Raw genomic sequence first — 22,357 nt, 5'->3', positions numbered from 1 at the left:
TCCCATATTGCCCAGACCATAAATTAAGTCTTTATGAGGGCTTTTGTGTTTTCAACTATAAAGAAATAAAGCGTTACAACTTTGAGGAAAGCCTATTTCATTTAACGTTTCAGCAATCTTTTTAGAAGATTTAAACAATATGATCAGAATGTAAAAAAGCTGCCAAAAGAGTTTAGGATAGACTGTATCTCATGCAGTATCGTCGTTTACAGTGCTGGATAGAGAGGCAGGTAAAAACACGGACTAAGAGTTGTGTACGTAGACCCTCACTACTCCTCTACTTCATGTCCTAAGTGTGGGAAAGAGATGAAAGAGGTCGCTAATAGGTACTACAGCTGTCATGCGGTTATGAAAACGGCCGCGACGTAGTCGCAGTCATGAACTTGTATGGTTCCTTTCCTCTCGACTGCCCCTAAAATGAGGGATGTAAACAAGAATCGAAGAGGTAACCCTCACCTTTTATGGTGGGGAGGAAGTCAGCTAGTTCAATAATTTGTTATAGATAAAAACTTCTAAATTTGTTTGATCTGAGGACAGTTATTGGTTAAGAACCTTTAAGTTTTAATTCCTCTTCCTAGCATCTTATGTGCTTTTCCCAACTCTCTCGTGGAAAGGGCAGATAGTAAGTTGAGTTCTCCAGCTAACACCGCGGCGGCAATTATTTCGGCAAACTTTTTCGCGTTGCTTCCTGGAGGATTTCCACTTCCCTGTACTCCCATTATTGATAGAGCTTCCCTTTGAGTTGGTAGTCTAGTCCCCCCACCTACAGTCCCCACTTCAAGCGAGGGTAACGTGACGGAGATGTATAAATTATCTCCTCTGTTTTCAACCCACGTGAACCCTGTACTACTCTCCACAACTTGGGCCACGTCTTGTCCAGTGGCGATAAATATAGCCGCTATAATGTTGGCAAAGTGAGCGTTGTATTGGAAAATAGTCCCTGCTCTGGCTCCGCCTAACCAGTTTTTTCTTAAGTTAACATCCAGTATTTTCTCCGCAGTCGTCCTCAGTTCTTTTTTTAATATTTCTGATGATATTATTGTTTCAGCTACTACGGTTTTTCCCCTACCCCACAACTCGTTTACCATAGATTGCTTTTTATCACTACAAGCATTTCCGCTGACGGCAACGCATCTAGCACCCTCAAAATTTTGTTCGATATAGGAGCAAGCGGCTTCCGTAGCTATAGTAACCATATTCATTCCCATGGCATCTCCTGTTTCAAATTCAAACCTAAGCCAAACGTTATTGCCTAAGAGAAGAGGCTCTATTTTCTTTAGCTTCCCATGCTTCGAGGTAGATTCTGTAACATTACGTATTGCCTCAAAGTTCTGATTAACCCATTCTATGAACTTCATTGCGCCCACTACACTATCTAACACGAATACTGGGGCCCTAGTCATACCATCTCTTACTATCTTGGTTCTCACAGGACCTGCTTTTCGTAAAACTTTCATACCCCTATTAACGCTGGCTATGAGCGCTCCCTCGGTAGTAGCAAGAGGTACGAAAAAGTTACCCTTAGCGTAATCCCCGTCAATTAGAATGGGTCCTGCTACTCCTAGGGGTATTTGAGTTGCACCTATCACGTTCTCTGCATTCTTATTTTTTATATCATAATAGTCAATAATTGTAGATCCTATACTTGGAAGCCCATTTCCAGTAAGCCTTTCGATCGCTAGTCTTCTTGCGACCATAGCGGCGTTAGCATCTAAAATTTCATCTATTTTGTGAAGTTCAACTTCACCCTTAACTATCTTGTCGACAACGTCCTCTATTCGATTACTCATTTTCAATCAGCCTAAACTTAGTCCCATACTCTATTAGCCCGTTACTAGAGTCAACCCTGAGTCTTCTGATCGTGGCCTCTACCCTTGACCCGTCCTTAGGATCGTCATCCACGTCAACTAGGGGGGCTAGAATCTCTATACCTTCATCTAATCTTATTAGTCCAAAGTAAACGGGGGATTCCTTCTCGTAACCTGTTCTAATTTGGTGAGACTTGGTGAATGAGAGAAGAGTGCCTTTACCACTTAATTTCACTAATTTAACCTTGAAGGAACCGCATTTATTACATGAAGCCCTTGCAGGGAATATTACATTCCCGCATTTCTCACACACGGAAGCTGAGAGAGCGTAGTGAGTATCTTTGTTTCTCCAAATCTTAGGAGGAAGGATTCTCATAACTTTCACCTAGATAAACCTATTGTGATAGCCACTGAGCCGAGCTCGTCTGCTGAGATTACTAAGCCCCTGTTAGCGTCCCTGACCCTCTTCCCCTTGAATATACCTGCAAGTTGCATAAATCCCTCGGCCACTTGATAAACTCCGGTTGCACCACCAGGATACCCTCTAGCTTTAAGACCGCCGGAATAGTTCACTTGGATCTGATCTAGCATGTAAAGTGACTTCCCTCTCTCTAATCCTAACTCCTCCAATATCATGGCAGCTGTCACACTATATGAGTCATGAATCTCGTAAAAGTCTGGCCGAAATTCTCTCCATGGTTTTAAGGCACCCTGTACGGCTTTCAGTTGCCTATAGTCGAAGTGAGAGGTAAACATTTCCACTCCCTCGATCTTTACAGGGGTCTCCGAAATCTTCTTCCCAATCTCATGGTTGGTTATGAGGACTGCCGATGCCCCATCAGATCTTGCAGCTGTGTCAAAGAGTCTCAGGGGCTCAGAAACTATTTGGGATGAAAGGATAGCTTCCTTCTCGACCGGGAACTTCAAGTAGGCAAAGGGGTTCTCAGAGGCATATTTATGCATGTGATAAGGCCATTCAGCAAAATACTCCCTGGGAACTCCGTATTCTTTCATGTACATTTTCATTTGAATGGCTGCATAGGCTTGAGGTACTACACCAGATCTATACGAGAACTCCTCATCCAAGTTCTGGGAAATAATATCGTTAAGATGAGAAGTAGGAAAGTCCGAAAGCTTTTCTGTCCCTACCACAAGAACTGATTTAGCAATCCCTGACTTAACAGCAAGATACGCAGAGTATATTGCTGATCCTCCACTGGAGTCCCCGCTTTCAACTCTAAAAGCCGGTATCTCGTATCCTAGAGTTCTAGCCAATTTGTTTGCCAAAAGAACCTGTTCTTCCGTACTCTCACTATAAGCGTTTGCGAGGAAAAGCATATCAGGCTTTTTTGTTGTTAGCTGATCCTCTAGCTGAGAAACGGCAGCTATAGCTAAGTCTATGGCATTGCTCTCATAATATTTATCCACTTTTATCATGGACGCTCCTGAGACATAAGCGTCTGTCATCCAGCCCACCTACTCATACATCTTGAACTTATGGGTTGTCTTGGCATATTGCGCATAACTAACTATCTTCTTTCTCTGGATGTAGTAATCTACAGTACGGCCTAGCTTCTGTCTCTCTAGAATTTTGTCGCTGACAATAAAGCTATAAGCGTCGCTCCCTGCCCCACTTCCAAAGGGGGCCACCAATATCCTCTCTCCAGGTTTAGCTATGTCTAACACTTTAGCGAAACCCAGAAGTGCAGATGCGTTATACGGGTTACCGATGTACGTTGAAACCATACCTTGTTTGACTTTCTCCAAGGGTATACCCAGTTTTTTAGCTATCTGAAATGGGAACTTGCCGTTGGGTTGGTGGAAGACAAAATAATCAAAATCGGAAATCTTCAAACCAGTATCTTGAAACAGTCTCTCCACAGCCGCTGTAATATGGGCAAAGTAAGCTGGTTCCCCAGTGAAGGCTTCCCCGTGGAGTGGATAAGGCATCCCATCCCTTCTCCAGAAATCAGGAGTATCAGTGACATAGGACGTGCTTGCTTCTATTATAGCTGAAGCCATGTCACTTCTACCAACCAAAAAAGCTACAGCAGCAGCAGCCGAACTCAGCTCCAGCACGTCTCCTGGGTTAGACTGGGCAGTATCTGATCCAATAACTAGAGAGTAATTGACTTTACCACTCTCAACCATAGAAAAAGCCATCCTAAGCCCAGCTGAGGCGGCTCTGCACGCAAACTCTAAGTCAGCTGTCAAGGAATACTTTGAAAGTCCTAATGCGTCAATCAGTATGGCAGATGTAGACTTAACTGCATAAACCTTGGATTCTGAGCCGAAAAGAGCCATCTCTACATCTTTGGGATCAACGGCTGCCCTCTTTAAGGCTTCTCTCCCTGCCTCTATTGCCATCGTTGTTGAATCCTCATCTGCAGCAGGCACAGACTTTTCTGTTAGCCCCAAGGTCTTGACGACGTTCTCCTCCTTTCCCCAGACCGACGCTATCTCACTAACTTTTATCCTATATTTCGGAACGTAAGACCCCCAACCAACAATACCAGCTTGCATCCCAAGTAGTATTTTGTCATGATTATAAAGGTTTTCGGTTATTGCCTATACCCATATAGACAGTTGACTTTACAATTATTAAGAAAACTAAAAAACAAATTTAACTGGAGCTTCTGTCCGCAAAGAATATCTGGTACCTTCTGGGTTTCAGTGCTTCCACTATAAACTTGAAGGCGGCTTGTGGGTCACTGTCCTCCCCGCAAGTATAGACATCTAGTGTGGCATAGTTATATTCGTTCCATGTATGGAGAGCGATGTGGCTCTCTTCTATGAGCGCTATAACCGACACACCGCCCTTCTTACCTCCGAAGCTCCAGGACTTTGCCTCCACCAGATTCATATTCGCGATCTTTACCGCTTGAAGGACAAGTTCCTTAAGCATCTGCTCGTTATTAATATCTTCAGGGTTTATATCATAAAGATTTCCAAAAACGTGTTTTCCTATTATTCTATCTTCAGGGGACTGGAAAATTGCCTGATTAGACATCTCCTGTTCTTGTACCCTCCGTCAATGATTGAACATTTACGATTAATAAATGTAACTAGTGTAGTTCCCCTTACTAGCTAAGTTGACCTAGCGGGGCTTGATACTTATGCTAATCATTGTATCCTTACTTAGAGTATAAAGCAATCTAGATTTTTAAAGAAACTGATTTAAATTTTGTTATCTTTTAGTCAGATCTTCTGCAAATGAATATTTCAAAAACAAAGATATTATCTAGCAATAAATTCGTTCAGGTTAAACATTCTTATACCTTAATCGATTCCAGGCAATTTCAATTCACAAGATAAATATTAGGGCTGTTCTGTTAAGTAACATTTCGACATTTTTTTAATTAAAGGTTTGACCTTTATAGCATATGGGTAAATTAACGATACTTTTGGCTGACAATAGCATGGACAAACTATATCATGGATTGGTGTTAGCTTTGGACGCTAGATCCATAGATTGGACTGTGAAGTTTTTTGTAACTTCTCAGGCTGTGGCAATTTTCACCAAAAAATTCTCAGGGAGAGCTAAACTGAGGCTTGGCTTTTTCGCCAGATTATTTGTATCAATGGAAATGAAAAGGATGAAGCTACCTGATGTCGAACTCCTCATTCAGGAGGCTATCAAGGAGGGCGTTGAATTTTACATCGATGAGGTAGGACTTAAGATAGCCCATTTAGGAAAGGAAGATCTAATGGATAACATAAAACTCTCCGGTGGGATAACTTACCTTAAGGAGGCACAAGATTCGGATGTGGTGGTAACCCTATGAGGGTAATAGAAACTAATGAGGTTTGCCCTGTAGTAATTCTGAAGGTTATGAGGGAATGGCGGACTGTGAAAGGTGAAGAGGAGATTTTGATAAAAACCCCATGGGAAGCTACTGCACAAGAGCTAGAAAAATGGTGCAATGAGACCGGTAATCAATATCTTGGGTGCACCAGAGAGAAAGGAAGATTTATCATCAAGTTAAAACTGAAAAGATAGATTATTATACCTCGTTTCTACCTTATTCACCGGGTAGATGCGTATTGTGTATACAAATAATAAAGTATATGAAAACCCCATCCAGCTACTAGAAGATAATTGGCCTACTCCCCTTCTTAAGCTAGATATAGGAGAAGATGTATGGGCAAAACTGGAGTTTTACAACCCTTTTAGCAGGAGCATAAAGGACAGGACTGCGTGGTTCCTATTTAGGGAGGCTCTGAAATCCGAGGCGAAAGAAATTACTGAAGCCACTTCCGGAAATGTGGGAGTAGCACTATCTTCTCTTTCTGCTATCTATAAGAGAAAGTTCGTAGCATTTATTCCAACCTCTGCTCCCAAGTCATTCAAATCTGCAATGAAAATATTAGGAACGACTGTGATCGAGGCAGGCAAGTCCACTAATGATTTAATTCCCTTAGTAAAGAGTTTCTCGATGACCTCTGGAAGCTATCACTTAAATCAATTCAATAATCCAATCAACGTAAAGGCGCACTTTGAGACCACCGCAAAAGAGATAGATGAGCAATTGAATTCTGTGGGCAAAACCCCAGAGAGGATTATTGCTACCATGGGGACAGGGGGACATATCGCCGGAATTTCCAAGTATTTTAAGGAGAAGTATGGAGACGCCGTTGAGATAATCGGGGTTCAGCCAGCTGAAAATGATAGGATACCTGGAATTAAGAGGCAAACCGGAGATACTCTTTCATCAGGTGCAAAGATAGACAGGATCATGGATATAACCTCGAAGGAGGCAGTCTCTGGAGTCTTAAGTGTAGCCAGATCTTCTGGGATCCTAATTGGAATAAGCTCCGGCGCTACTGTGGCAGCATATGAGAAGATATCTGATCAGAAGACGTCGATATTGATATTCCCAGATGACGGTTTTAAGTATCTTGATGAGATCGAATCAATGATAGGAAAAACTTAAATTGTGTGTAAGTATGTTCATGTTTCATGAGTGAAGTAATTCTAATTTATAATAAGAATGGAGAACTATTGGATTTTTCCCCTCGTAATATAAAAATGAGGAAATTTAGTCAGAACGATTTTAAGGAAATCTATGACGATGGAGAATTAATAAGGATCAAGTTAAATCTAAATCCTAATGAAACTGGATGAGGTATTGAGGTTACTGTATAGCCAAAGTCGAGTTATGAAGAACGAAGGGCAGCGGTACGTGGTAAAGTGTTACGGGTCTAGCGTAGGTCTTAAGTGGTACTTCATTTCCTCAGCCTTTAGGACTTTTCCATACGTTGCGAGCCCAGAAACTAGAATGAGGAGAGAATTGGAATTTTTAACTTATCCATGGACTGAAATCAAGGTGCCTAGGCTTATAGATTTTGATTTAGAGGAGAAATGTATCGTAAGGGAGTACATAGAAGGAAATTTACCTGAGTCTCCTGAAAGCATCTCTACACTGGGTAAAGTGATAAGGTATATCCATGATAACAGCTTCGTGTTAGGAGATACTAAGCTGGAGAATTTTCTAGTCGCTGATAATATATACGTTATTGATGCGGAAGAGGCTATCGTTAGCGACGATTTAACGCTCAAGGCTTGGGATATCCTTGTTTTTGCCCTCTTTATTTCATATAAATATATACAAGATCTAAAGCTATTTGAAAAAACTATGCAAGATTTCTTAAGATTTTATAACCCATCGCATGAGGTCGCGTTGAATATAATGAGTGTGAGAAACTTTCAGTTACTCTCCCTATTTCCTCCAATTCATCTTAATATTATGAGAAAAATTATATCTGAATTTTAATTATAGTGTCTGAGTTATTTCGGATTATTGATATTTGTGAATCTACCAATTTAGTTCCACATGCTGGACATTTATAGAAATATTTAATTGTCTTCCTCTCGTTAGTAGCCTCAGCTTCCGATATGAATTCCATTCTAACTCCGCATCTAGGGCACATTACGTCTTTCATATTCGAGTTTATAAGGGCTGAATAGGGTATAAAGTTTAATGATTGATAGATATGGAAGACCTCTTGAAGATTTGAGAATTACTTTAACTCATGCCTGTAATTTCGAGTGCTTTTTCTGTCACATGGAGGGGGAGGATACCCATGTTATGGAAGGTTTGAGTCCATATCAGATTGGGCTTGTGACGCAGGTAGCCACTAAGTTTGGAGTTAGATCAGTAAAACTCACTGGAGGGGAACCGACACTAAGAAGAGATCTACCAGAGATTATATCCTCAATTAGACGGGCAGGAGTTAGGGACGTGTCTATGACAACTAATGCCTTTCTTTTGAAAAATATCGCCGGTAAACTGAAGGATGCGGGGTTGACTAGGATAAATATTAGCCTCCACGCCCTATCTAAGGAAAAATTTAAAGAGGTTACAGGTGTTGACGGGCTCTCCAGAGTAATTGAGGGGATACGCGAGGCTAGATATCAGGGATTCAGACCCATCAAGATAAACTATGTATTGACTAAGAGAAATGTTGAGGAAGCAAAGAAGATCATAGAATTTAGTGAGAAAAGCGGTATAGATGAGCTACACTTAATTGAAATGCATCCTGTAGGCTTAGGTAAGACTTCCTTCTCTTTCCATCAAAGTCTTGAAAACTTGGAGGCAGAAATAGCAAAGATGGCCATAAGGTCGGAAATTAGGGAGAAGCACTTCAGGCCTAGGTACGTGCTTCCCTCAGGTCTGATTGTAGAGATGGTGAAACCTTATGCAAATCCAATCTTCTGTGCTGGTTGTAACAGGATAAGATTGACAGTCGATGGAAAGCTAAAGACCTGTCTTTATAGAGATGACAAGGAGATTGACATCATGTATGCGTTGAATAACGAAAAATTGAGTGAAGAAGATAGGCTGACTTTGATTTCTCACGCTTTTGAAGTAGCAATATCTATTAGGGAGCCTAACTTCAAGTACATGATGAGGCGTGAGACTAGATAAGCTAGATCAGATCGTAGAGAAAGCTGGAGTCAAAAACGCTCTGATTCTGGGTGAACCCAATCTATTTTACTTTTCGGGCTACAGGGGAGTTGGTGGTTTGCTCAACTGTGATGGAAGGAGGACTTTACTTGTGCCGTTGTTAGAGAAATATCGTGGTAGAAAAGCAGAGAGCAGCGAAATTGACCTGAAGGTCTACTATCCCGTTAAACTAACCGACGATGTGATAGAAGGGAACATGGTAACAGCAATAGAGAAGTTATGCCAACCTGGCATCAACTCGAAGTTACTTGTGGATGTGGGATATATTCCCGTGGATATGTACTTGCAACTTAAGACAAGGTTTGATGTTGTAGATGTCACCCGTCATATCCTAAACGTCAGGTCAATAAAGGAGGGCTCAGAACTCGAGGCTATCAAGAGAGCCCAAAGAGCCACTGCGGTAGCCATGGAAAAAGTGAGGGATGAATTGAAGGAAAACATGACAGAGGTTGAATTAGCAGGAACTATCGACATGAATATGAGGAAAGGGGGTGCAGAAGATTACGCATTTCCATCCATCGTTGCGTTTGGTGAAAATGGGTCAGAACCTCACCATGTCCCAGGTTACAGAGGGCTGAGGCCAGGGGACGAAGTAGTGATTGACATAGGGGCAAAATTCGATGGTTACTCCTTTGATAGCACCAGGACTTTCCTCTTCGGACCAACCACAGGGAAAATGAAAGCAGTCTACGAAATTGTTTTAGAGGCCCAACTGGAGGCTATAGATTCCATTAACGATGGGGTGGTAGCATCGGAAATTGATAAAGTAGCTAGGAGAAGAATTGAGAGATCTGGATATGGACAGTTCTTCATACACTCTACCGGTCACGGTGTAGGCATTGAGGTTCATGAATCTCCATCAATTTCTATGAAATCAGACGATATCTTGAAAGAAAATATGGTAATAACTGTGGAACCAGGAATTTACCTCGACGGTGAATTTGGGGTAAGGATAGAGGATACAATTATTGTGAGGAAAGGTAAAGCGGAGGTTCTAGAGACCACTTATAAAACGATGTAAGATTGTTTAATATAAGGATATTTAGTTGATCCTTTCTATTTGATTTGTTGTAAAATGGAAACGTCGTTAAACAAAGAAAAGCTAGAAGAAGAGATAGCCAAAAGAGTTAAAGAAATTCTAGAACTTATAGGTGAGAACCCTGATAGAGAGGGACTAATTGAGACGCCCAAGAGGGTAGCTAGAGCGTTCCTGGAGATGACTTCAAGTCTAAGGGAAGGTCAGCCTGAAATTAAGGTGTTTAGTCTTGGGGAAGATGGAGTAGCTTATGAAGATAACCAGTTAGTATTGGCATCAGACATTCAATTTTCCTCCTTGTGCGAACACCATCTTTTGCCTTTTGTGGGCAAGATCCATGTAGCCTACGTAGTTGGAGATGAGAAGAAAGTAGCGGGTTTCAGCAAGATTATAAGATTAGTTAATTACTATTCATCAAAACCACAGATCCAGGAGAGGCTGGTTAATGAGATTTCTGAAGCCCTTATGAATAGTGATCTTAAACCAAAAGGAGTTATGGTAATAGGAGAAGCTATTCACATGTGTTCCTACGTTAGGGGAGTTAAGGATAGGGAAGCTAAATTACTCTCTGTGGCAACAAGAGGGGTCTTCAAAACTAGTAGAAGCCTTAGAAACCACGTCTTTAAGATGCTAGAATTATCTAATAAAAATGAAAAACTAATATAGATATATTTTTAACATAACGTGAAAATTAAGTGTCTAGATAATAGTATATTTCCATAGGATGCGGGTACATCTGTAGAGTTCTTGCCTCATCTCTCTTTAGGTCAATATAAGTCTCTAGAATAGACGAATTGAAGATTGGTTTAAGGAATTCCATGTCTGACTCAAGTTCGTCAAGGGCTTCGTCCAGAGATCTAGGTAGTTCCTTTATTCCTAGTTCTTTCCTTTTCTCCGAGGTTAAATGATAAATATTAGTATCAACAGGGTTTCCTGGATCAATTTTCTTTTTTATCCCATCTAGTGCTGCGGCAGCTATTGCTGCGAAGGCTAGATAAGGATTGGTGGATGGATCAGGTGCTCTGTATTCGATTCTTTTAGCCTTTTCCATGCCTTTATAGTAGGATGGAACTCGTATCACTGCGCTTCTGTTCCCTTTGCTCCACGCTATGTAAACTGGTGCCTCAAAACCCGGGATTAGTCTTCTGTAACTGTTGACTGTAGGTGAGACTATAGCTGAAAGGGATCTGGCATGGGATAAGATTCCACCAATAACATACCTTCCTATCTGGCTTATTTCAGCGTAATCGTCATTCGGATCATACATTAAGTTTTTGCCTTCTTGAGTCCACAAACTGAAATGCGTATGCATCCCAGTACCGTTGTCCCCAAACATGGGCTTGGGCATGAAGGTAGCCACTAGGCCATGCTTAGACGCGACGTTCCTAATTACATATTTAAGGGTCTGCAGTTTATCCGCAGTTTCTACCATAGTGGAAAACCTGAAATCAATCTCCCCTTGTCCGGCGGTGGCCACTTCGTGGTGAGCAGCCTCTACAGCGAAATCGAAGTACTTGGTCAAGGTCTGTACTATATCTAACCTCACGTCCATGAGTTGATCTACAGGAGGAGCGGGATAGTAACCCTCCTTATACCTTATAATAAAGTTTCCACTTGAGCTCCACGGTGCTTCCCTGGCAGTTATTTTGTAACCAGTTCCGCTTTGCGGTGTTTTGACATCTACATCTACCCTATCAAAGAGGAAGAACTCCAACTCAGGTCCATAGTAGGATACGTAACCGTCCCCTGCCAATGTCCTTTCTGCCGTTTCCGCTATGTATCTAGGATCTCTTTCAAATCTACCCTTTCCTCCCCCCCAATACACTTTGGTGAGGACTCTAGCAACGGAAGGTGACCAAGGTAAAGCATTCAACGTCTCTAAAACTGGATGGAGAACCATATCACTCTCGAATATCGTGGTGAAGCCCTTTATGCTACTTCCGTCTAATTTTCCAAATCCCGCTTCGATATCCTTGACGGTAAAATCGCTCGCTGGAATGGTGACGTGCTGTAGCCTGCCTGGAAGATCGGTAAATTGTAGGTCAATCCATTCTATCTTCTTATCCTTTACATATTGAACCGCTTCTTCTGGCGTCTTTGGCATGCGTAGGACTAATATTAATGGGTATAAAAGCCTGAAGTATGTTTATTATGAATATAATTTAATAACATAAGTAAAGTTTTGAACGATATTCAATATGCTACGATAATAATAATGGTATTCTCTAGAATCTTTTTAATAGACTTCCATCTCTCATCATATAGTGATGTTGAGCGTACTTTGTCATCTCTAAGTCCTGGGTAGTGAATATCAAATCCATCCTGTGATAGTTCTCTATAAATTCTAGTAAGTTTTTAATAAAATCTTTACTATCACTAATATTTGAAAAACTTTCGTCTACAAGAAGTAAAGAAGGTTTGGACAGCAAAGCAGTAACGATCGACACTCTTTCCCTTTGACCTAGGCTAAGATTTCTCATCTTTCCATCGAATGTGATTTGGAACATCTTTCTTATGTCGCTTAATTCTGTTTCGCCAATCCTATACCCGGCTAATTTTGCTCCAAAGCGAAGGTGTTTACTTACATCGAGGGATGGGATATAGGAGTCTGGTGTAACTAGTACAACGCCCCTCTTCTCAGGTGGAAAGAATGAGACATCTCTTCCAGCTATTATAACTCTTCCATCATCTTGTTTAATGAAACCAGCTATTATGTTGAGGAAAGTGGACTTACCAGATCCGTTTGGACCAGTTATGGATATTATTCCTTCATCCTTCAAATCCGCATTTAGAACGAAGTTGGCAAAGCTTTTTTTCACTCTCGCCTCGAGCACGCATCTAGTTACCAAAACTTAAAAATAAACTTTTCCTTAAAATAATATATCTTTATATTTACATTTCAAATAATATAATTATAATTGTAAAAATTCTAATTCAAGTATTTTTTTAATGAACTTTCTAGAGTCTCTTCGTCTACGGCTCCTACGAGCGTATCTGCCACTTTGCCTTCCACTATGATAAGGGTAGTCGGAATGTTCATTATACCATAAGCGTCGGCGATCTTGGGATTTTCATCGACGTTAACTCTCCCAAAAAGGGCTTTCCCCGAGTATCTTGAGGCAACTCTCTTGAAAACTGGTTCATAAAGATGACATGGAGCACACCATTGGGCCCAAAAATCTATTACAACTATCCTGTTTTTAGACAGTAGATCTTGAATATTATCATCGGTTATGGTCATCAGGTTGGTGTCTTGCTTCTTCTCCAACTGCGAAGCCTTTTTATTTAAACGTTCGCTGATTTCTTTTGCGAGTTGTTCAAGTTCATTCAAGTCTGTTCACTATTATCACTTTCTTTAACCTCTTATAAAATGCTACCTTAGAATTAACGTAGTTTATGAGTTCCTCTTCGTTGGTTTTAGCTCCATCTCTCAATACTACATGGGCCACTGGTTGCTGTCCAATATTTCCCATATCTTCTCCCAGGACCTTAGCGTCCTTCACTTCTGGGTGTTGTAATAGGATTAACTCTAAGTCCCTCGGAAAGATGGGGTACCCCTTATACTTTAGCATTCTCTTTTTAATTCCTCTGAAATATAAAAGTCCGTTAGAGTCTAACGATACTATATCTCCTGTCCTCAACCAGCCGTCCCTCCAAATTCCCTGGTTCTCGTTCTTATCCTTGTAACCCAACATTAGCCAAGGGGCCATAACCCAGAGTTCTCCAGGTTCACCTTCCTTCGCCTCCTTCCCATCCTCTTTAATCACCTTTACACGCACTTCTTTGAGAGGTTTACCTATAGTGATAATTCCTGCAGTCTCCTTAGGCTGCAGAGTCAATACGAGTCCCTCGGTAAAGCCATATTGCTGAATTATATCCTTCCCAAATTTCTCCTTGAAGCCTTTTACGGTGCTCGGGAAGAGAGGAGCTGCCGTGCTTATGCATACTTCTAGTGTTGAGAGCCCATGTCCTTTCTCTATAAGGGAATCATAAACCATAGGTACAGTAGCTAAAAAGTTCATTTCGTACTTTACGATGAGGTCTGAAGCTTCTGCAGGATCAAATTTTTTCATTGGAACTAGCAAACCCCCGCTTTCCAGTGTAACGCCAAGTACGCTATTCCCTAACACGTGTGCTACAGGTACGGTTAGGAGTGTAGAAATTGTCTGAAGACCTATTGCCTCATAAAGAGCTCTAGAGTTCAACCACACCCTATATCCGCTATGTATAACCTCCATTGTTCTTCCGGCAATTCCAGCGTAATAGTAGGATAGCCCAGGAGTCCCATCTTCATAATAAAAAGGAGGCTTCCGGTTAGTCCCTGAGAACGTAGGGATTTTAACTTTGAAGTCCTTTAGGATATCCTTTTCCCTTTTTAATGTCTCCTCATCAACGAAAACAACGTCTGGTTTCGAATCTTCGAGTATGAACCTAAGATCCTCCGCAGATGTGAGTGGATCGACAGCTACAACTTTTCCGCCTGCCCAAAACACTGCTAAATAAGCTAGGATCGATTCTACAGAATTGAACATAAAGTGGACTACAGTGCTTCCTTCAGATAGCTGAGAAGCAAGAGACGCGGATTTCTCTGCAGCCTGCGAATAAGTCAGCGTCTGTGGTACAAAGTAGCTATAAGGCCTTTCTCTGCCCCATTTCTCCAGAACAGTTGCCAGACTCATAACAATCACTTTAATTTCGCTTCTCTATCTCAATAATAAGGATAATGCTAAGGATCATTGGACTTTCTAGGATACATATCACCCTCTTTGATATGGAGGGTAAACACGGAAGGATTGATGGGGGAATGGGAATTGGGTTAAAGAGACCAAGAATTGTATTGAGATCCGGGGACTGCACCAATCTTAACATAAGAGGGCTTTCAACAGTTAGCTTTTGTATCGAGGAAGACTACGAAGAGCATATAGGTTTAGGACACACAACACAGTTTTTGCTCTCTGCCGCAAAACTCCATTCAGAACTAAACCTTGAAAAAATGAGCGCAGTGGAGCTAGCTTCTAAGGTGGGGAGAGGAGGTACATCAGGGGTAGGGGTTCATCTATTTGATAACGGTGGATTTGTAGTAGACGGTGGGCACTCTACACGAATAAAGCATATTCCCTTACCTTCAGACTTTTCAAATGCTCCTCCTCCACCCCTTCTACTAAGGGTAAATTTTCCGTGGTATATTTACGTAAATGTGCCTAACGGAGGGAAGATATTTGGAAGCACTGAATTGGACATTTTTAGGAAATATTCCCCTTCGCAAATAGGTGAACTCACAAGAGTTGTTCTGATGGAATTCATTCCTTCAGTTGTGGAGAAGGATATTTCCAGCGCCTTAGACGGTCTATGGAAGATTCAGGGATTGGGGTTTAAGAAAGTGGAAGTAGAGCTTCAGTCAAATGAAGTCAAGGACATGATGATAAAGCTGTACAAGAATGGATTCCCCTCGGGTCTTTCGTCTTTCGGACCTGCCATTTTTACCTTTACTGCGACTCGAAGGGAAGGGGAGGAGTTGGTGTCTAGATTCGGAGGATGGTTAACGGAACCAAATAATAGAGGCGTTGACGTTGAGTGGTCATAATTATCAACCAGAATTATATTATGATGAAGATTTAATTACAGAGCTAAAAATAGTTTATGGTAGTTACTTTAGCGACTTTTTAACCTCTTTAGGAAGACCTAACCCAAGGTTATACCTAAGGCTGAACACTTTACGCTGGGATGAGATACATGAGGCAGATTTGAGCATTTTCAATAGGGATGAAGATTTTGAGGAAGCCATCTATGTGAATGTAATTGGTCCCACGAAGCTGGAGGAATACAGTTCAAGGATAATAGTTGATAAGAAAACAGCGGAGAGTGCGATAATAGGCTCTAATGTCTATCAACCAGGGATAAAGAAAATTGAAGGGAATGGGCCCATATACTCTATTTTTTCAGAGAACGGCGTACACGTCGCCAACGGTAAGCTAAGAGCGGAATCGGAAATCCTTGTGGAGAATGTGGAGTCGATTTACAGGTCTGTTAAGATTTCAGAGCTAGATGTTATAAAAAAGGGTTTAGCGATTTCTCAGGGTAAGTCATCAATGTATGTTGCAAGAATGCTTGATCCGAGACCAGCGGAGACAATTGTGGACATGAACGCCTACCCTGGGGGCAAGTTAACTCATATATATCAGCTGGAACCCAGGGCAAAAATTATTGGATTTGATCATACTAATAAGAAAGTACAGAAACTACGAGAAGTCCTAGTTGCATTAAGAATGAAAGTACCAGTGGTAGTTGGCGACTCTCGATATCTTTATGAGGATTTCAATATAAGGGAAGTCGATAAGGTTCTTATAGATCCACCATGTTCTGCAATAGGTGTAAGGCCAAAAATATACGATAGGAAGACGATCGGAGAAATAAAGAACTTTCAGATATATCAGAAACAATTTCTTAATTCTGCATTTAAAATTTTGAAGAAAAAAGGAGTAGTAATATACTCTACCTGTACAGTAACTTTAAAAGAAAACGAAGAAGTAGTGTCAGACCCTAGGTTTGAAATAGAGAGAATCGTGAGATTTCATCCCAACCTTCATGAGACAACTGGTTTTTTTATAGCAAAGTTAGTGAAGAGATAATATGCCCATAGAGGAGTTTAATGGAAAGAAGCCTAGACTATCCCCCTCAGTTTACGTGCACCCTACGGCATACGTTATTGGGGACGTGAATATCGGCGATCTCTCGAGCATTTGGCATTACGCGGTAATAAGAGGCGATAACGATAGCATTGTTATAGGTAGAAAAACAAATATTCAGGAAAACTCATCCCTTCATACGGATAAAGGTTTCAAGATAGAGATAGGCGACCTGGTGTCTGTAGGTCATAATGCAGTTATTCATGGAGCGAGGGTAGGCAATAACGTGATAGTCGGCATCGGAGCCATAGTCCTCAATGGAGCTAAGATAGGTAATAACGTAATTATAGGAGCTGGAGCAGTAGTTACAGAAGGAAAAGAGATCCCAGATAATAGTTTAGCATTAGGAGTTCCAGCTAAGGTAGTGAGGAAACTCAACGAGGAGGAAATAAAAGGAATAGAGAATAACGCTCTAGAATACGTTAGTGAGGTTCAATTATTGAAATGATTTTATTTTTACTAAATTAAATATCTTTATTTGTTAATTATACTTAACTTATCGGTAAGCTAGTTACTCCTCGATCAAGATATTTAAGGAAAATCACGTTTTTAGATACCTTCCTGGACTTGTGTTATTCTTCTCCAAATATTAGTGGTTAAGTCTTAGAATTAACCAAGACTTATAACGAAAAAGAAAACCCCGCCCTATAGGGTGGGGAGGAGGTCAATCGCAGCCAAAGTCATTGGGTCATCTTATAGAGGTAGGGTTTAAAGTGAGGGCTCTATGAGAGGAACTCTAACCATGAGTTCAAAGACTACATATCTGACTTCCTCCCAGCCATAATTGGCGGGTCTCCCCTCAACTTTGTAATTATTAACTTACTGACGTTGTATTTCATCTCATAGTACGGTTATGGTAGATTTGGAATGAGATACTCAACTTTCAAATGCGGTTTTATATGCCTTCTCCAGATCTTCAGTTACAAGGTGAGTATATATTTGGGTAGTCTTTATGTCCTTGTGTCCTAGGAGTCTCTGAACAACTGGTAAGGGTAATCCTTTCTTTATGGCTTTAGTTGCAAACGTATGCCTGAGTATGTGTGGTCTTAGCCAGTCAATTCCAGTCTTCTCACCTAACCTCCTTATTAGTTTATATAAGGCTTGGTAGGACATGTCAAACAATAGGTCCTCTGGGTTCTTTTTGTATACTTTCAGATAACGTTCTAGGAGAACCGCGGTCCTGGTCGTAAACAAGACTATCCTTTCTTCACCGTTCTTTGTTTCAATGACCTTTATCAATTTCCTGTTTAGGTTGATATCTTTGACTTTAATTGATAATATCTCCGATGAACGTAAGCCAGTATCTATGAGTAACGATATAATTACCTTGTCTCTTAATTTTCTACAATTCGATAGAAGAATTTCAATATCCTCGTCTCTTAGTGCTTTCCTATCCGGATTCTTTGTCCTAGGGATAGGAGGTTTTACGTTAACTCCTAACCATCTTAGGAATCGCCTAACTGCGATTACATAGATTCTCACGGTCGAGATTCTCCCTCTCCTATTGTCTATCAGTTTACCCTTACGAGAACTAAGCTCGTTTATCCAATTGATTAAGTCTTGGTTAGTAGCCATTCTAGGATCTTTCTTAATAAAGCTGAGAAAATCCCGAACTGCAGTGGAATAGATTTTTACAGTACCGCTACCTGCTCCTGAGAATTTAAGTGCATTAACAAAATATTCATAAGGGTCAGCATCGTTTGGAGGGTCACCTAGTTGAAGTTTCATGTATGATGACTTAATCTAATAGAAGTTTTAAGACGTTAGGGTTTAAAGTCTGTCATTCAGGGATTTGAGTAGAGATTTTGTTTTTATATTAGAAAACATTTTGTTAAAACTATGAAAAATTTAGCTAGGCAGAAATAGCTCCTATCATGTTAACCGAAATTATATCCATTAGACAAAAAGTAAAATGTCTCTAAACATACCAATTATTATGTTGCGTTGACATTAAGGTATAGATTAGTTCCCATAGATAGGGGCAACGAAATGGTATAGATCTCGTTTTTATTTAGGGAAGCTTCTCCCTCAGTGGCACCAAAGTAGAATGTGTAGGTATGAATTCCCGGTTGAATTATTAAAGGTTGATCTTCCAATGAGAATGCGTTCCAATACCCTATATAATACTGGTTGCCACTAAAGTCTACAGGCTCTGCTAATACATCGGTTCCGAATGTTGAGTCTAGGGTAACGTTCACCTTGTAGAAGTAGAGGTATTCTCCAAAAAGCTGATCATATACTCCGGTGTTTATTTCTGAGATGCACCCAGTTCCCAACTGGATTACTGTACCGTTGGGTGGATTTAAGGCTATGGAACTGCCCAATTGCAATGAAGATAGTAATATTACAGGTCTTCCATTTATCTCATAATTACCGTAATTGACAGGAGTTCCTGCAGGTAAATTAACTACAGCCTCTCCATGAATTAGATGTACTGGGAAAAACGCCGTATCATAGAGCGTTTTACCGTATCCCTGGATTTCGTTAAATAGAATGGGTTTTCCGTTGGCTAGAAATTCTATTCCTTTGGGCGTATCTAGGATAGTGAGTGTGATTCCATTGGGGAAAATCTGAGACTCTGCTCTCCCTACATAACCATTTACGTTTACAACGAAGTACCCGATATCAGGATTATCCATTAAATTGCTTGCGCCATATATATTTAAAAATCTATCATAAAAGAGAGTACTATATGAGTAACTGTGGTATTCAATCCAAATGTACTCATTACCTTGAGGAGAAAGTATATTTAAAGAGAGAGGTAGGGAGAAATATCCCATATCCATGTAATTTTCTAGAGGAACAGAACAGAACGTTGCGTACGGCGTCACTGCTGTGAATGTTAAACCCTTTTCCTGCAAGTCCCCCAAGATCCACGTAATTCCGAAAGTTAGCGATGAACCGTTATAGAACGGAAACAGAATTGAGGAGTTGAACAGAGCCCCATATAGAAATTGATGAGAATAGGTATAGCTTAACCCTGTAGATACAGTATTTGTAGGGTCAAAATTTGTAAACTGTGAACTAACGTAACTTTGTAATGAACTTGGGATTTCATCTCCAGCTTGATACTGACCAGGTATATAATAAAATAAATTGCCGTTGTAATCAATTGAATATCCTCCTATCATAGAACCCGGAGGAAGGTTTAAACCAAAATAAGCAGAGTTTGCATCCGATAGCAACTTAATATTAGAAATATTGAAAGATTGTCCGTCACTGGTTACTAGCAAAGCCCACCCAAATCCGCCCAAAACCCCTGATATATCCATCGGTGTCGATGTTATCTTAAGATTTTCCTCCTGAATCTGTCCGTTAGGATAAATGACGTACTTAATGGAAACAGGTCTATTTGAATAAACCTGATCTCCGGGAAGCTCAATTAACGTGCTTGGGGTATTTAATAATTGTTTGGAAACTGTATTCAGTCCGTTAAATGTCTGATTCTCGATATACAGGGTGACGGTTACTGTGGATATGAAGACTATGACAAGAACCAGACTTGCTATTATCCCCGATATACCTTTTTTCCTATTTTTCCCAATGTATATTAGCTTCATCTAAATAACTGAACGCTAATAAGAGTCCGGACTCGATTGAAACTTAAATTCTCTAAGGTCAGAACCAACATGATTAGTGACTGATCTTGACAAGGGAAACACAGCGCTCTCTAGGGCTGAGAGGAGTTAGCAGTATTGAAAGTAGATTTAGGACATTTAATCTCGACATCCAATTTCAAGTGGTCATAAGAAATGAGAATAAGGGCAGTAACGGTTTTCTCTAACTCACTTAATCAAGACACGATCCATCAGCTTCATCAAAAGTTGATGGATATTGATATGGATCTGTTCTCAAGGAGGATAAGCCTTCCACCATCTACTAATGTTAACTTGGGGAGGATACTGGATATACTACCTGACGATAAATCTGTTCTCTTTAGTTTAGGAGGGTTATTTGATCATGACCCAAGAATTGTGGATATACCAGATGTACTCCGAAGTGGAGATAACATCTTTGTTCATATTCTGCTAAGAGATAACCGTAACATGGACAACGCAGTTAAAGTCCTATCTAAGTTGGAGCCTGACGAAGCTTCAAGATTTGCAATACTGTTAAATGAGGAGTTCCTTACAACTCCCTACTACCCTGCCTCATCTGGGGATAACTTTCATTTAGGGTTCGGACTTTCTCTCATTTACGTAAAAGAGGTCTTGGGGAATCTCATGGAAGAGGCTCTTATGGAGGCAAAGCGAAAAGGTCAAGAAATAGAAGAGAAGATAGGACTGAAGTTTTTAGGAATAGATCCATCCGTTTCCCCGTGGATGGAAGAGAGTGTAGGACATCTATTGGAAACAAAGCTAGGCAAGAAAATTTATTCCCCAGGAGTTTTATCTGTAATTAGTAATATGAATAATAATATTATGAGGGCGTCAATTAATACGGATGTAAATGCAATGGGATTTTCTGAGCTCATGATACCAGTAGCAGAGGATAACATATTAAAGGAAAGGGTATTGGAAGGGAGAGTAACGCTCTCCCATCTACTAAATATGAGTTCAGCCTGTTTAGCAGGTTTGGATATGGTTGGAGTAAATTATGAGCAGGGTTTGTACTTTAATATAATAAGCGACCTTATCATCATACAAAGGTTGAAAAAAAGACCATATGGAATAAGAATTATACCTTCCTATGGTGAAGAAAAAATAGACACTAAAAATTTCGGCACTGTTCCAGTAGTCAAAACAATATAGACTAGATTTAAATTACTTTTATATACTCTTGAAGTATATAGAGAGTTATATGGAAGTTAGAAGAGTACAAAAATTTGGGAAATCTACCCTGATGGTTTCCTTACCTGCTGATTGGGTCAAAGAAGTAAGTCTGAGTCCAGGAGAAAGTATTTATCTTGAAGTAGATGAGGACGGCAGTCTAAAGGTCTATCCTCCAAATCTCAAGACCGATAACGCTCCGAAGGAGATGAAGGTTAGGATTTCAGTATCGACTTCTCCAGACCTCGTTACTAGGATCGTTCACAGTCTTTACATACTAGGGTTTGATAGAATATCCATAGAAACAACCAACGGTGTGTTCACAGAGGAACTCTTAAGGAAAATCAAGGAGACTGCGAGGAGCCTTATAGGTCTAGAGATAGTGTCTCAGGATATAACCAGCATACAGATACAGTCCTTCTTGGACCCTACTAAATATAACTTAGGAAGCCTTGTAAACCGACTAACAAACACCTTAAAACAGATGTTGCATTATCTTAATTTGGGTATCAGGGAGGCTAGCAGGACTTTCCTTCAGGAAGTTGTAGAGTTAGAGAAGGAAGTCGATAGGTTGTACTATCTATCCCTTAGACAGCTTTTGCTAGCCCAGGTAAACAGGAGCCTCGCCTATATGATAGGAGTTAAGAGAATACAAATAGTTGGCAATCGTATTTTAGTGAAGGCAGCCGAAGAGGCTGCAGACGAGATCAGTGAAGCCGCCAATGATCTACTCAGTTTGCACCCAGATGACTTAGCTCTTCTTAAAATGTCTTGGGACAAAATGGATATGCTGATAGACCAAACCGCTGTAGTTATAGACCATGTAGTCAAAGTCCTAAGTAAGGAGGACATTAAACTGGTAAATGAGGCATTGGATGAGCTAAGGACTTTAAGGAGAGTGCTCCTCTCCGACGCTCTTCTGCTGGAGGAGAGAATACAAAAGATGAATGCGCCTAAAGTGGCTACAGCGATAAGAACGTTAAACCTGAGATTATATAACGCAATTAGGAGGATGGAGCCAATAGCAGAAATAGCGTTCAATAGAAGTATAGAAGGAATTAAGGAAATAGTTGTTGAATAACTGTAGTTA

General features: G+C 40.5%; 24 protein-coding genes and 1 pseudogene. 14 read left to right on the top strand and 11 right to left on the bottom strand.

Annotated elements, in window-relative coordinates; all coding sequences use genetic code 11:
* Positions 1 to 106: 106 nt before the first annotated feature.
* Positions 107 to 492: pseudogene (locus GWK48_RS01850) on the top strand (zinc ribbon domain-containing protein); the annotation flags it as partial.
* A gap of 62 nt (positions 493 to 554) precedes the next feature.
* Here GWK48_RS01850 and hmgA read toward each other — a convergent pair.
* The 5 genes from hmgA to speD form a co-directional block, all read right to left on the bottom strand.
* Positions 555 to 1,790, bottom strand: coding sequence for a hydroxymethylglutaryl-CoA reductase (NADPH) (gene hmgA, locus GWK48_RS01845; RefSeq protein ID WP_174629080.1), 1,236 nt, complete (start codon positions 1,788 to 1,790; stop codon positions 555 to 557).
* Positions 1,783 to 2,184 carry a Zn-ribbon domain-containing OB-fold protein gene (locus GWK48_RS01840; protein WP_174629078.1) on the bottom strand — a complete coding sequence of 134 codons (402 nt, stop codon included), beginning with the start codon at positions 2,182 to 2,184 and terminating at the stop codon, positions 1,783 to 1,785. The genes hmgA and GWK48_RS01840 overlap by 8 nt, the downstream gene beginning before the upstream one ends.
* 5 nt (positions 2,185 to 2,189) lie before the next feature.
* Positions 2,190 to 3,275 (bottom strand): thiolase family protein, encoded by a 1,086-nt coding sequence (locus GWK48_RS01835; protein WP_174629076.1) that lies wholly within the window; start codon positions 3,273 to 3,275, stop codon positions 2,190 to 2,192.
* A gap of 9 nt (positions 3,276 to 3,284) precedes the next feature.
* On the bottom strand, positions 3,285 to 4,331 hold the full coding sequence (locus tag GWK48_RS01830; RefSeq protein WP_174629074.1) for a hydroxymethylglutaryl-CoA synthase: 1,047 nt from the start codon (positions 4,329 to 4,331) through the stop codon (positions 3,285 to 3,287).
* Between the two features lie 100 nt (positions 4,332 to 4,431).
* Positions 4,432 to 4,818 carry an adenosylmethionine decarboxylase gene (speD, locus tag GWK48_RS01825; RefSeq protein ID WP_174629072.1) on the bottom strand — a complete coding sequence of 129 codons (387 nt, stop codon included), beginning with the start codon at positions 4,816 to 4,818 and terminating at the stop codon, positions 4,432 to 4,434.
* 373 nt (positions 4,819 to 5,191) lie between these two features.
* Between speD and GWK48_RS01820 the strand changes: the two genes are divergently transcribed.
* The 8 genes from GWK48_RS01820 to folE all read left to right on the top strand — a co-directional run bounded on the left by GWK48_RS01820 (position 5,192) and on the right by folE (position 10,478).
* On the top strand, positions 5,192 to 5,593 hold the full coding sequence (locus GWK48_RS01820; RefSeq protein WP_174629070.1) for a DsrE family protein: 402 nt from the start codon (positions 5,192 to 5,194) through the stop codon (positions 5,591 to 5,593).
* Positions 5,590 to 5,808 carry a sulfurtransferase TusA family protein gene (locus tag GWK48_RS01815; RefSeq protein WP_174629068.1) on the top strand — a complete coding sequence of 73 codons (219 nt, stop codon included), beginning with the start codon at positions 5,590 to 5,592 and terminating at the stop codon, positions 5,806 to 5,808. Before GWK48_RS01820 ends, GWK48_RS01815 begins: the two co-directional genes overlap by 4 nt.
* A 37-nt stretch (positions 5,809 to 5,845) precedes the next feature.
* Complete coding sequence (locus GWK48_RS01810) at positions 5,846 to 6,742, top strand: cysteine synthase family protein (RefSeq protein ID WP_174629066.1); 897 nt, start codon at positions 5,846 to 5,848, stop codon at positions 6,740 to 6,742.
* Positions 6,743 to 6,768: 26 nt separating this feature from the next.
* Entirely contained in the window at positions 6,769 to 6,933 is a 165-nt protein-coding gene (locus GWK48_RS01805) for a hypothetical protein (RefSeq protein WP_174629064.1), read from the top strand.
* Positions 6,920 to 7,582, top strand: a complete 663-nt coding sequence (locus GWK48_RS01800) for a BUD32 family EKC/KEOPS complex subunit (protein ID WP_174629062.1) — start codon at positions 6,920 to 6,922, stop codon at positions 7,580 to 7,582. The genes GWK48_RS01805 and GWK48_RS01800 overlap by 14 nt, the downstream gene beginning before the upstream one ends.
* Before the next feature lie 207 nt (positions 7,583 to 7,789).
* Complete coding sequence (gene moaA, locus GWK48_RS01795; protein WP_174629059.1) at positions 7,790 to 8,737, top strand: GTP 3',8-cyclase MoaA; 948 nt, start codon at positions 7,790 to 7,792, stop codon at positions 8,735 to 8,737.
* Complete coding sequence (locus GWK48_RS01790) at positions 8,724 to 9,797, top strand: aminopeptidase P family protein (protein ID WP_174629058.1); 1,074 nt, start codon at positions 8,724 to 8,726, stop codon at positions 9,795 to 9,797. The genes moaA and GWK48_RS01790 overlap by 14 nt, the downstream gene beginning before the upstream one ends.
* Positions 9,798 to 9,851: 54 nt before the next feature.
* Positions 9,852 to 10,478: a GTP cyclohydrolase I gene (folE, locus tag GWK48_RS01785; RefSeq protein WP_174629055.1), complete on the top strand. Its 627-nt coding sequence runs from the start codon at positions 9,852 to 9,854 to the stop codon at positions 10,476 to 10,478.
* Between the two features lie 25 nt (positions 10,479 to 10,503).
* Here folE and glnA read toward each other — a convergent pair whose 3' ends face one another.
* The 4 genes from glnA to GWK48_RS01765 form a co-directional block, all read right to left on the bottom strand.
* On the bottom strand, positions 10,504 to 11,916 hold the full coding sequence (gene glnA / locus GWK48_RS01780; protein WP_174629053.1) for a type I glutamate--ammonia ligase: 1,413 nt from the start codon (positions 11,914 to 11,916) through the stop codon (positions 10,504 to 10,506).
* 121 nt (positions 11,917 to 12,037) lie between these two features.
* On the bottom strand, positions 12,038 to 12,646 hold the full coding sequence (locus GWK48_RS01775) for an ATP-binding cassette domain-containing protein (protein ID WP_174629051.1): 609 nt from the start codon (positions 12,644 to 12,646) through the stop codon (positions 12,038 to 12,040).
* Positions 12,647 to 12,741: 95 nt separating this feature from the next.
* Positions 12,742 to 13,143, bottom strand: coding sequence for a thioredoxin (trxA, locus tag GWK48_RS01770; protein WP_174629049.1), 402 nt, complete (start codon positions 13,141 to 13,143; stop codon positions 12,742 to 12,744).
* On the bottom strand, positions 13,136 to 14,491 hold the full coding sequence (locus GWK48_RS01765) for a class I adenylate-forming enzyme family protein (RefSeq protein WP_174629047.1): 1,356 nt from the start codon (positions 14,489 to 14,491) through the stop codon (positions 13,136 to 13,138). The genes trxA and GWK48_RS01765 overlap by 8 nt, the downstream gene beginning before the upstream one ends.
* Positions 14,492 to 14,535: 44 nt before the next feature.
* Here GWK48_RS01765 and GWK48_RS01760 point away from each other — a divergent pair, with 44 nt between their 5' ends.
* Genes GWK48_RS01760 through GWK48_RS01750 form a run of 3 tightly spaced genes read left to right on the top strand, consistent with a single transcriptional unit; the run spans position 14,536 to position 16,946 of the window.
* Positions 14,536 to 15,396 carry a beta-ribofuranosylaminobenzene 5'-phosphate synthase family protein gene (locus GWK48_RS01760; protein WP_174629045.1) on the top strand — a complete coding sequence of 287 codons (861 nt, stop codon included), beginning with the start codon at positions 14,536 to 14,538 and terminating at the stop codon, positions 15,394 to 15,396.
* On the top strand, positions 15,383 to 16,441 hold the full coding sequence (locus GWK48_RS01755; protein WP_246263869.1) for an RsmB/NOP family class I SAM-dependent RNA methyltransferase: 1,059 nt from the start codon (positions 15,383 to 15,385) through the stop codon (positions 16,439 to 16,441). Before GWK48_RS01760 ends, GWK48_RS01755 begins: the two co-directional genes overlap by 14 nt.
* Position 16,442: 1 nt before the next feature.
* Positions 16,443 to 16,946: a gamma carbonic anhydrase family protein gene (locus tag GWK48_RS01750; RefSeq protein WP_174629043.1), complete on the top strand. Its 504-nt coding sequence runs from the start codon at positions 16,443 to 16,445 to the stop codon at positions 16,944 to 16,946.
* 428 nt (positions 16,947 to 17,374) lie between these two features.
* Here GWK48_RS01750 and xerA read toward each other — a convergent pair whose 3' ends face one another.
* A complete protein-coding gene (gene xerA / locus GWK48_RS01745; RefSeq protein ID WP_174629042.1) occupies positions 17,375 to 18,226 on the bottom strand; it encodes a site-specific tyrosine recombinase/integron integrase in 852 nt (283 codons plus the stop codon).
* Between the two features lie 206 nt (positions 18,227 to 18,432).
* Positions 18,433 to 20,058, bottom strand: a complete 1,626-nt coding sequence (locus GWK48_RS01740; RefSeq protein ID WP_174629039.1) for a hypothetical protein — start codon at positions 20,056 to 20,058, stop codon at positions 18,433 to 18,435.
* Between the two features lie 192 nt (positions 20,059 to 20,250).
* Here GWK48_RS01740 and GWK48_RS01735 point away from each other — a divergent pair, with 192 nt between their 5' ends.
* Together GWK48_RS01735 and GWK48_RS01730 are read left to right on the top strand one after the other, a co-directional pair.
* Positions 20,251 to 21,249: a DUF711 family protein gene (locus GWK48_RS01735; RefSeq protein WP_174629038.1), complete on the top strand. Its 999-nt coding sequence runs from the start codon at positions 20,251 to 20,253 to the stop codon at positions 21,247 to 21,249.
* A gap of 49 nt (positions 21,250 to 21,298) precedes the next feature.
* A complete protein-coding gene (locus tag GWK48_RS01730) occupies positions 21,299 to 22,348 on the top strand; it encodes a phosphate signaling complex PhoU family protein (protein ID WP_174629036.1) in 1,050 nt (349 codons plus the stop codon).
* Positions 22,349 to 22,357: the final 9 nt, after the last annotated feature.

It is taken from the genome of Metallosphaera tengchongensis (assembly GCF_013343295.1).
GTDB classification, from domain to species: Archaea; Thermoproteota; Thermoprotei_A; order Sulfolobales; family Sulfolobaceae; genus Metallosphaera; species Metallosphaera tengchongensis.
Note: the sequence above shows the minus strand (reverse complement) of the source record. Positions and strands in the feature narration are given on the sequence as shown.

Coding starts and splice junctions, on each gene's coding strand:
- GWK48_RS01830 (WP_174629074.1), bottom strand. CDS start 4,331: ATGCAAGCTGGTATTGTTGGTTGGGGGTCTTACGTTCCGAAATATAGG.
- GWK48_RS01740 (WP_174629039.1), bottom strand. CDS start 20,058: ATGAAGCTAATATACATTGGGAAAAATAGGAAAAAAGGTATATCGGGG.
- GWK48_RS01750 (WP_174629043.1), top strand. CDS start 16,443: ATGCCCATAGAGGAGTTTAATGGAAAGAAGCCTAGACTATCCCCCTCA.
- glnA (WP_174629053.1), bottom strand. CDS start 11,916: ATGCCAAAGACGCCAGAAGAAGCGGTTCAATATGTAAAGGATAAGAAG.
- GWK48_RS01735 (WP_174629038.1), top strand. CDS start 20,251: ATGAGAATAAGGGCAGTAACGGTTTTCTCTAACTCACTTAATCAAGAC.
- GWK48_RS01835 (WP_174629076.1), bottom strand. CDS start 3,275: ATGACAGACGCTTATGTCTCAGGAGCGTCCATGATAAAAGTGGATAAA.
- moaA (WP_174629059.1), top strand. CDS start 7,790: ATGATTGATAGATATGGAAGACCTCTTGAAGATTTGAGAATTACTTTA.
- GWK48_RS01730 (WP_174629036.1), top strand. CDS start 21,299: ATGGAAGTTAGAAGAGTACAAAAATTTGGGAAATCTACCCTGATGGTT.
- GWK48_RS01805 (WP_174629064.1), top strand. CDS start 6,769: ATGAGTGAAGTAATTCTAATTTATAATAAGAATGGAGAACTATTGGAT.
- GWK48_RS01800 (WP_174629062.1), top strand. CDS start 6,920: ATGAAACTGGATGAGGTATTGAGGTTACTGTATAGCCAAAGTCGAGTT.
- GWK48_RS01765 (WP_174629047.1), bottom strand. CDS start 14,491: ATGAGTCTGGCAACTGTTCTGGAGAAATGGGGCAGAGAAAGGCCTTAT.
- xerA (WP_174629042.1), bottom strand. CDS start 18,226: ATGAAACTTCAACTAGGTGACCCTCCAAACGATGCTGACCCTTATGAA.
- folE (WP_174629055.1), top strand. CDS start 9,852: ATGGAAACGTCGTTAAACAAAGAAAAGCTAGAAGAAGAGATAGCCAAA.
- GWK48_RS01760 (WP_174629045.1), top strand. CDS start 14,536: ATGCTAAGGATCATTGGACTTTCTAGGATACATATCACCCTCTTTGAT.
- hmgA (WP_174629080.1), bottom strand. CDS start 1,790: ATGAGTAATCGAATAGAGGACGTTGTCGACAAGATAGTTAAGGGTGAA.
- GWK48_RS01840 (WP_174629078.1), bottom strand. CDS start 2,184: ATGAGAATCCTTCCTCCTAAGATTTGGAGAAACAAAGATACTCACTAC.
- GWK48_RS01820 (WP_174629070.1), top strand. CDS start 5,192: ATGGGTAAATTAACGATACTTTTGGCTGACAATAGCATGGACAAACTA.
- speD (WP_174629072.1), bottom strand. CDS start 4,818: ATGTCTAATCAGGCAATTTTCCAGTCCCCTGAAGATAGAATAATAGGA.
- GWK48_RS01815 (WP_174629068.1), top strand. CDS start 5,590: ATGAGGGTAATAGAAACTAATGAGGTTTGCCCTGTAGTAATTCTGAAG.
- GWK48_RS01810 (WP_174629066.1), top strand. CDS start 5,846: ATGCGTATTGTGTATACAAATAATAAAGTATATGAAAACCCCATCCAG.